The organism is Nocardia neocaledoniensis, assembly GCF_029868625.1.
Taxonomy (GTDB): domain Bacteria; phylum Actinomycetota; class Actinomycetes; order Mycobacteriales; family Mycobacteriaceae; genus Nocardia; species Nocardia neocaledoniensis_A.
The window spans coordinates 1-8,376 of sequence record NZ_JARWOJ010000388.1; the positions used below are offsets into that span (position 1 = coordinate 1).

Sequence of the window (8,376 nt, forward strand, 5' to 3'; positions counted from 1 at the left end):
ATCATCGCCGGGCCCGAGGGCAGCGACCGGCCGGAGCGCTTCGTCGCCATGCTCAACGCCGAACGCTCGCCCACGTTCTGCCGGGTGTGGCGGGGGGGGTGGCGCGCGGCCGCGACGAGGTCCTGCGCGGTGACGCCCGCGACCGGCAGCGCGGCCGCCGTCACCGTGGAGACACCCTCGGGGATCGGCACCAGGGTCGCGTCCTCGGGCAGGGTGGCGTACTGCGCCCAGCTGCCGTGCCCGGCGGGCGCGGTGAGGAACTTGCCGACGACCCGGTCGCCCACGGCGAACGAGCGCACGCCGGGACCGACCGCCGACACGGTGCCCGCGCCGTCGACGCCGAGGATCATCGGGAAATCGGTGGGCATCTTGCCCTCGAGAATGCCGTCGGCCATCTTCAGGTCGAACGGGTTCACGCCCGCGGCGTCCAGCGCGATCTGCACCTCACCGTGGCCGGGTTCGGGTACCGGCATGTCCGCCAGCTCGGGCGGGGCACCGAACTTCTGGACCACGATCGCGCGCATCGGCTGGCTCCTCTACTCGACTGGCTCGGGCATCGCAATCCTAGGTGGGCACCCTTGCGACGTGCGGTGATTGATCGTCTTCGGTGGTGTCGCGGCGTAGCGTGAACACCGATTCGGAGGGCACGGGGAAAATTCTAGAGTTGAGCGGAACAGACTCAACTTTCTCAGCGTTGAACCAGTCGACACCGCCGAAACACACCCGAGGAGATCAGTGGACCCGATCAATCCCACCACCAAGACCCAAGCGGCGATCACCGCCGCCCTGCAGGCCGCCTCGGCGGCGGGCAATCCGGAGATCCGTCCGGCGCACTTGCTGGTGGCGTTGCTGGATCAGACCGATGGCATCGCCGCCCCGCTGCTCAAGGCCATCGGCATCGATCCGGCGACCGTCGAGCGCGAGGCGGGCGACATGGTCGACCGGCTGCCGCGCGCGACCGGAGCGACCACCACTCCGCAGCTGGGCCGCGAGGGCCTGGCCGCGCTCACCGCCGCCCAGCGGCTGGCCACCGAGCTCGGCGACGAGTACGTCTCGACCGAACACCTGCTGGTCGGCCTGGCCGACGGTGACTCCGAGGTGGCCGAGCTGCTGCGCAGGCACGGCGCCAGCCCGGAGGCGCTGCGCGAGGCGTTCACCAAGGTGCGCGGCAGCGCGCGCGTCACCACGCCCGACCCGGAGTCGACCTACCAGGCGCTGGAGAAGTACTCCACCGACCTCACCGCCGCCGCTCGCGCGGGCAAACTCGACCCGGTGATCGGGCGCGACACCGAGATCCGCCGCGTCGTGCAGGTGCTCTCGCGCCGCACCAAGAACAACCCGGTGCTCATCGGCGAGCCCGGCGTGGGCAAGACCGCCATCGTGGAGGGTCTGGCTCGCCGGATCGTCGAGGGTGACGTGCCGGAATCGTTGCGGGACAAGAAGGTCATCTCGCTGGATCTGGGTTCGATGGTCGCCGGCGCGAAGTACCGCGGTGAGTTCGAGGAGCGGCTCAAGGCCGTGCTCGACGACATCAAGAACAGCGCGGGTGAGATCATCACCTTCATCGACGAGCTGCACACCATCGTCGGCGCCGGCGCGACCGGTGACTCCGCGATGGACGCGGGCAACATGATCAAGCCCCTGCTGGCTCGCGGCGAGCTGCGTCTCGTCGGCGCGACCACACTCGACGAGTACCGCAAGTACATCGAGAAGGACGCGGCGCTGGAGCGCCGGTTCCAGCAGGTGCTGGTCGGCGAGCCGTCGGTGGCCGACACCATCGGCATCCTGCGCGGCATCAAGGAGCGCTACGAGGTGCACCACGGCGTGCGGATCACGGATTCCGCGCTGGTGGCGGCCGCGACCCTGTCGGATCGCTACATCACCTCGCGGTTCCTGCCGGACAAGGCGATCGACCTGATCGACGAGTCGGCCTCGCGGCTGCGCATGGAGATCGACTCGCGCCCGGTCGAGATCGACGAGGTCGAGCGGGCCGTGCGGCGCCTCGAGATCGAGGAGGTCGCGCTGGCCAAGGAGACCGACGAGGGCTCCAAGCAGCGCCTGGAGAAGCTGCGCTCCGAACTCGCCGACGACCGCGAGAAGCTCAGCCAGCTCACCACCCGCTGGCAGAACGAGAAGAAGGCCATCGACTCGGTGCGCGGGCTCAAGGAACAGCTCGAGGCCCTGCGCGGTGAATCCGAGCGCGCCGAACGCGACGGTGACCTGGGCAAGGCCGCCGAGCTGCGCTACGGCCGGATTCCCGCGCTGGAGAAGGAACTCGCCGCGGCCGAGCAGGCCAGCGGCGCGGCCGCCGACGGTGACGTGATGCTCAACGAGGAGGTCACCCCCGACGACATCGCCGATGTGGTGTCGTCGTGGACCGGCGTGCCGGTCGGCCGGATGCTCGAGGGCGAGACGGCGAAGCTGCTGCGGATGGAGACCGAGGTCGCCGGCCGCGTCGTCGGGCAGGAAGAGGCGGTGCGGGCCGTGTCGGACGCGGTGCGGCGCGCGCGGGCGGGTGTCGCCGATCCGAACCGGCCCACGGGCTCGTTCATGTTCGTCGGCCCGACCGGTGTCGGTAAGACGGAGCTGGCGAAATCGCTGGCCGACTTCCTGTTCGCCGACGAGCGCGCCATCGTCCGTATCGACATGAGCGAGTACAGCGAGAAGCACTCGGTGGCTCGGCTGGTCGGCGCGCCGCCCGGATACGTCGGCTACGACCAGGGCGGACAGCTGACCGAGGCGGTGCGCAGGCGCCCGTACTCGGTGGTGCTGTTCGACGAGATCGAGAAGGCGCACCCGGACGTGTTCGACATCCTGCTGCAGGTGCTCGACGAGGGCAGGCTCACCGACAGCCAGGGCCGCACGGTCGACTTCCGCAACACCATCCTCATTCTCACCTCCAACCTCGGCGCCGGTGGCGACAAGGAGCAGGTGATGGAGGCGGTGCGGCGGGCGTTCAAGCCGGAGTTCCTGAACCGGCTCGACGACGTGGTGATGTTCCACGCGCTCGACGCGAAGCAGCTGGAATCCATCGTCGACATCAACCTGCGGCAGCTGCAGAAGCGGCTCTCGCAGCGGCGGCTCACGCTCGATGTCACCGAGGAGGCCAAGCAGTGGCTGGCCGTGCGCGGCTACGACCCGGCCTACGGCGCGCGGCCGTTGCGCAGGCTGATCCAGCAGGCCATCGGCGACAGCCTGGCCAAGGAACTGCTCGCGGGCGCTGTCGTCGACGGCGACACGGTGCGGGTGAGCGTAGACGACGCCACCGACAAGTTGGTCGTCGGACGCGAGGCAGTCCACAGCTCGTGAAATATCCGCCACGCGGTGCGTGAATTGTCCACAGCGCGGTGCGTAGGGACCTCCCAACGCACCGTGCTGACCTACGCTGGGACTCATGACGAACCCGAACGATCCGTGGGGGCAACGCCCGGAGGATTCGCCGACCGAACGGCTGGGTTCGCCGGGCATGGACTCGACCAAGCCGTACGGCGGCGGTGGGTTCGACGAGTGGGGGCAACCGTCGAACCCGACCATGGCGTTGCCGCCGCACGACGAGCAGTGGGGTGCCTACGAAAGTGGTTATCCCGCAGCGCAGCAGCCCCCACCGCAGCAACCACCGCCGGGGTACGGGGCGCCGCCACCCGGCTATCCACCCCGTCCGCAGGACGGTGACCAGGGCGAACCGCCCAGGCGGAACACCGGATTGTGGATCGCGCTCGGCCTCGGCGTCCTCGCGCTGGTCGCGGTCGGCGGCGTGCTGGCCGGCCTCGTCTTCAGCGGCGGCGAGTCCGACGAGGACAACTCCGCGGCGGCACCCACCTCCCAGCTCCTCGCACCACCGACCACCACCAGGACCGCGCCGATCGTGCCGCCGAGCGCGAGCGGGCTGCCCGGCCTGCCCGGCCTCGGTGGTGGCGATGATCTCGGCGCGACCATGGGCAGCATCACCGCCAACACCGGCACCGAGATCACCATGAGCACCCTCGGCGGGTCGACGTTGCGGGTGCTGATCGACGATGCCACCCAGGTGATCTCGCTGACCAGCACGAAGGCGAGCGAACTGCCCGTCGGCGACATGGTTATGGTGCAGGGCGACAAGAACCCAGACGGGTCGATCCACGCCAAGATCATCATCAGTACGGCGTTGCCAGGCGGCCCCCGATGAGCGACCCGCGCGTCGAAAGCCCGGCATGCCGGGCGATCACGGCGACGGCTGGATAGGCTAGGCGACGATGACGGCTATGTGGTTCGGGTTGGCGGCGATCGCACTCGTAGGTGCGGTCGTACTGCTCTATTTCGATCGGGTCCAGCGACAGCGGACCGGGCACGCGCGCCAGGTCTGGGCGAAATCCCAGGGCTACACCTACGTCTCGGTGGAGCCCGCGCTCGCCTCGACGTGGCGTCGTGGCGCGCTGGCCAAGCTCGGTTATCTCTCCGCGGTCGACGTGGTCTCCGGCATCCGCAAGGGCGAGAAATTCGTCCTGTTCGATCTGGAGGACGCGGCGACCCTGGTCGCGGTGCGCCGCCAGATCGGGTCCGAGATCGATGTCGACATGCGGCTCAAGACCGCGTCGCCGCCGAAGGACCACGATCTGGAACTGCTCGGCGCGATCGGTGACCGGGTGGTGTTCGCGACCGATCCCGAGATCGCCAGGCACGCGGTCGATCAGCGGATGGTCGGCTTCATCGAATCGCTGTCGGACACCGTGCAGATGCTGTGGAGCGAGGGCAACTGGACCCTCGGCATGCTGCCCGTCGGCAGCGGGTCCAAGGACTGGGAGACCGCGATCGACGCGGTGCTGCGGCTGTCCGGGCTGCTGCACGTGCTGCCGCCGGTGGCCGAGCCGAGCGAGTTCACCCGTCCGCGCAGCAATGCCGACGAGACGCTGGCGGCCTCCGACTCGTTCGGCAGCGGCCGCGCGGAACTCGACGACGGCTTCGACGACTACGACGAGCCGGGCCGCGCCCGCTTCCCCGGTCCCGACGATCTCGACGACCACTACGGCACGCCGGCGGCCGACGAGCCGTTCCGCGCCCCGATCGCCGAGCCGCCCGCCGCCGAGCCCGACGACTACGGTCGCCGCGCCCCGGGCCGCCCGCAGGCCTACACCGGCGACGATTACGACCCCGACCTGGACGATCCCGATTTCGAGGACCAGCCCGCGCCCGGCCGTCGCCCGCTCGGCGAACCGGCCAAACGGCCGTCGCTGGCCGTCGTCCCCGAGCCGCGCCCGCGCGTCGAACCGGCACAAGCCGAGGGCGACGACGCCGAGCAGCCCGGCGGGCCGTTCCACCCCGGTTTCCGCCCGTATCAGGGGCCGGTGCCCAAGTGACCACGGCCGCGGCGATCGGCGCCGCGGCGGCTCCACCCGCTCGACCGGAATCGACCAGCGATGACCGATAGTTCCGCGCGCCTGCCCGGCACGCACCGCCCCGTGGCCATGATCACCGGACCGACCTCCGGGATCGGGCTCGGTTTCGCCCACCGCCTCGCCGCGCTCGGCTACGACCTCGTGCTCGTCGCCAGGAACGCGGAGCGGTTGCGCGCGCTGGCCGACGAACTCGGCCGCCGCTACGCCACCTCCTCGGAGGTGCTCGTCGCCGACCTCGCAGATGACGACGACCGCGCCCGCGTCGCGGAGCGCGCCGCCGCCGGGCTCGAATTCCTGGTCAACAACGCCGGATTCGCGCACTCGGGGGAGTTCTGGACGCTCGAACCCGCCGAACTGCAGGCCCAACTGGATGTGAACGTCACCTCGGTGCTGCAACTCACCAGGGCCGCGGTGCCGTCGATGATCGCGGCCGCCACCGGCTCGATCGTCAATGTGGCGAGTGTGGCCGGATTGATTCCGGGACGGGGGTCGACCTACTCGGCCTCCAAGGCCTACGTCGTATCCTTCTCCGAGGGGTTGGCGAATGGACTGGCGGGCACCGGTGTCCGGGTCCAGGCGCTGTGCCCCGGGTTCGTGCGGACCGAGTTCCACGAGCGCGCGGGCATCGCGATGAGTTCGCTGCCGAAGCGGCTGTGGCTCGACGTCGACCAGGTCGTCGACGGCTGCTTGCGAGATCTGGAATCAGGCCGGGTGATCAGTGTGCCCGGTGTGCAGTACAAGGTGCTCACCACGGTGGCGGGATTCGTCCCGCGCGGCCTGGTGACGCGCCTGAATCGCGGACTCTTCAACGCGCGCGGACGGACCTAGGGCACGAGCATCGGGCCCGGACGCGGCGCGTAGCGTTATCGCCCAGGGCTGCCCATGACCGAAAGGACACGCAAACGATGATCGACCAGGCACGTCAGGCGCTCACGGAGGCAGATCGCGACCGGCTGGCCGCGCTCGTGCGCGAGCTCGCGGTCGTGCACGGCAAGGTGACGCTGTCCTCGGGCAAAGAGGCCGACTACTACGTCGATCTGCGCCGCGCGACACTGCACCACCAGGCCGCCCCGCTGATCGGTTCGCTGCTGCGTGAGCTGGTCGCGGACTGGGATTTCGCCGCGGTCGGCGGACTCACCATGGGCGCCGATCCGGTCGCGATGGCCGTGATGCACGCGCCGGGCCGCCCGATCGACGCGTTCGTCGTCCGCAAGGCCGCCAAGGCGCACGGCATGCAGCGCCAGATCGAGGGCCCCGACATCGTCGGCAAGCGGGTGCTGGTCGTCGAGGACACCACGACCACCGGGAATTCGCCGCTCACCGCGGTGCGCGCGCTGCGCGACGCGGGCGCGATCGTGGTGGGCGTGGCCACGGTCGTCGACCGGGAAACCGGCGCTGACCAGGTGATCGCCGCGGAGGGGCTGGAGTATCGGTCCATCCTCGGACTCGGCGATCTTGCCCTGGGTTAGCCTGGACAACGCCGACCCGGATGACGACGTGGTCGCCCGGAAAGTCTGAAGGACGTGTGAGTCACCTGTGGTGAGCATTGCTGTAAACAAGAGTCGTGACAACGTTGCGATGCTCGGGATCGGTGCCTACCGACCGCAGCGCATCGTCAGCAATGCCGAGGTGTGCGAATTGCTCGATTCGACACCGGAGTGGATCTACGAGCGCACCGGTATCCACAACCGGCGCTGGATCAGCGGTGACGAGACGATCCGCTCGATCGCGGCGGCCGCGGGCGACCGCGCGCTGAACAACACCCCGATCGAGCGCGGCCAGATCGGTGCCGTGATCCTGTGCACCTCGAGCTGGCTCAAGCTCACCCCGCACGGCGCCCCCTCGGTGGCCTCCGACCTGGGTCTCAACGGCGTCGCCGCCTTCGACCTGACCTCGGGCTGCGGTGGTTTCGGCTACGGCCTCGGTGTCGCCGCCGACCTGATCCGCGCCGGTTCGGCCGAATACGTGCTGGTGATCGGCGCCGAGACGATGACCGTCGGCCTCGACCCCACCGACCGCGGTACCGCGATGATCTTCGGTGACGGCGCGGGCGCCGTCGTCGTCGGCCCGGCCGAGGAGAACGGCATCTCGCCGACGGTGTGGGGCAGCGACGGCGAGAACGCCGAGGCCATCGCCCAGGACGTCGACTTCCTCGCCTACATGAACAAGGCCCAGGCCATCCAGGGCACCGACCCGGCGGTCGAGCCGATCGGCCGGATGTCGCTGCGCATGGAGGGCCCGAAGGTGTTCCGGTGGGCCGCGGTGACCCTGCCGCGCGCGCTGTCCGCGGCGCTGGACGCCTCCGGCGTGGCCAAGGAGGACATCGAGGTCTTCATCCCCCATCAGGCCAACGCGCGGATCAACGAGCTGATGAAGAAGAACCTCGGCCTGGCCGAGGGCATTCCGATGGCCAACGACATCGAGAACACCGGCAACACCTCGGCGGCCTCGATCCCGCTGGCGATGGAGGAGATGCTGGTGACCGGCAAGGCGAAGGGCGGCCAGGTGGCATTGCTGCTCGGCTTCGGCGCCGGACTGAGCTACGCGGGCCAGGTCGTCGTCCTGCCGCCCGCGCCCAAGGAAGCGAGCTTCTGACGTGCGACCGCTGCGTGCCGGTTATCTCGCGGCGGCGGCGGTCACCGTCTTCGGTGCCGTCACCGGTCGCGAGCGGCTGCAATGGCTGACCAAGCCGCTGCTGATGCCGCTGCTGGCGGCCGACACCGTCACCCGCGACGAGCTCGATCCGGTGCAGCGCCGGATCCTGCTCGGCTCGCTCGCGGCGGCCACCGTCGGTGATGTGCTGCTCATCGATCCCGATGACGATCGGCGCCTGATCGCGGGTGCGTCGTCGTTCGCGGTGATGCAGACCGGCTACTCGGTGCTGTGGTGGCGGCGCGGCGCCCGGGCGAACGCCCCGATACCCACCGCGCGTACTCCGCGATGGGCGGGCCCCGGCGCTGTTCTACGCGCGCAAATAGAGCCAGGAAAAACAGCCTGTACCGGG

At 69.8% G+C, this 8,376-nt stretch carries 7 protein-coding genes and 2 pseudogenes; 8 read left to right on the plus strand and 1 reads right to left on the minus strand.

The genetic code is table 11. The features are described from left to right. Positions 1-93 (plus strand): annotated as a pseudogene (locus tag QH270_RS30825) (peptidase); the annotation flags it as partial. A gap of 143 nt (positions 94-236) precedes the next feature. Here the strand turns inward: QH270_RS30825 and QH270_RS34575 are convergent. Further along, positions 237-524: pseudogene (locus tag QH270_RS34575) on the minus strand (alcohol dehydrogenase catalytic domain-containing protein); the annotation flags it as partial. Positions 525-735: 211 nt separating this feature from the next. Between QH270_RS34575 and clpB the strand changes: the two are divergent. From clpB to QH270_RS30865, 7 genes are all read left to right on the plus strand, one after another. Further along, positions 736-3,309 carry an ATP-dependent chaperone ClpB gene (gene clpB, locus QH270_RS30835; protein WP_280347875.1) on the plus strand — a complete coding sequence of 858 codons (2,574 nt, stop codon included), beginning with the start codon at positions 736-738 and terminating at the stop codon, positions 3,307-3,309. A gap of 85 nt (positions 3,310-3,394) precedes the next feature. Continuing rightward, complete coding sequence (locus tag QH270_RS30840) at positions 3,395-4,165, plus strand: DUF5666 domain-containing protein (protein ID WP_280347877.1); 771 nt, start codon at positions 3,395-3,397, stop codon at positions 4,163-4,165. Between the two features lie 67 nt (positions 4,166-4,232). Continuing rightward, the gene (locus tag QH270_RS30845; protein WP_280347879.1) at positions 4,233-5,333 is read left to right on the plus strand and encodes a hypothetical protein; all 1,101 of its coding nucleotides are present in this window, start codon (positions 4,233-4,235) and stop codon (positions 5,331-5,333) included. Positions 5,334-5,393: 60 nt separating this feature from the next. Beyond that, a complete protein-coding gene (locus QH270_RS30850) occupies positions 5,394-6,200 on the plus strand; it encodes an SDR family NAD(P)-dependent oxidoreductase (protein ID WP_280347881.1) in 807 nt (268 codons plus the stop codon). A gap of 77 nt (positions 6,201-6,277) precedes the next feature. Continuing rightward, positions 6,278-6,841: an orotate phosphoribosyltransferase gene (gene pyrE / locus QH270_RS30855; protein WP_110037622.1), complete on the plus strand. Its 564-nt coding sequence runs from the start codon at positions 6,278-6,280 to the stop codon at positions 6,839-6,841. Between the two features lie 67 nt (positions 6,842-6,908). Continuing rightward, positions 6,909-7,967: a beta-ketoacyl-ACP synthase 3 gene (locus tag QH270_RS30860; protein ID WP_280347883.1), complete on the plus strand. Its 1,059-nt coding sequence runs from the start codon at positions 6,909-6,911 to the stop codon at positions 7,965-7,967. Position 7,968: 1 nt separating this feature from the next. Then, on the plus strand, positions 7,969-8,376 hold a 408-nt coding region (locus QH270_RS30865; RefSeq protein ID WP_280347885.1), incomplete at its 3' end, for a lysoplasmalogenase family protein.

Coding starts and splice junctions, on each gene's coding strand:
- QH270_RS30845 (WP_280347879.1), top strand. CDS start 4,233: ATGACGGCTATGTGGTTCGGGTTGGCGGCGATCGCACTCGTAGGTGCG.
- pyrE (WP_110037622.1), top strand. CDS start 6,278: ATGATCGACCAGGCACGTCAGGCGCTCACGGAGGCAGATCGCGACCGG.
- QH270_RS30850 (WP_280347881.1), top strand. CDS start 5,394: ATGACCGATAGTTCCGCGCGCCTGCCCGGCACGCACCGCCCCGTGGCC.
- QH270_RS30840 (WP_280347877.1), top strand. CDS start 3,395: ATGACGAACCCGAACGATCCGTGGGGGCAACGCCCGGAGGATTCGCCG.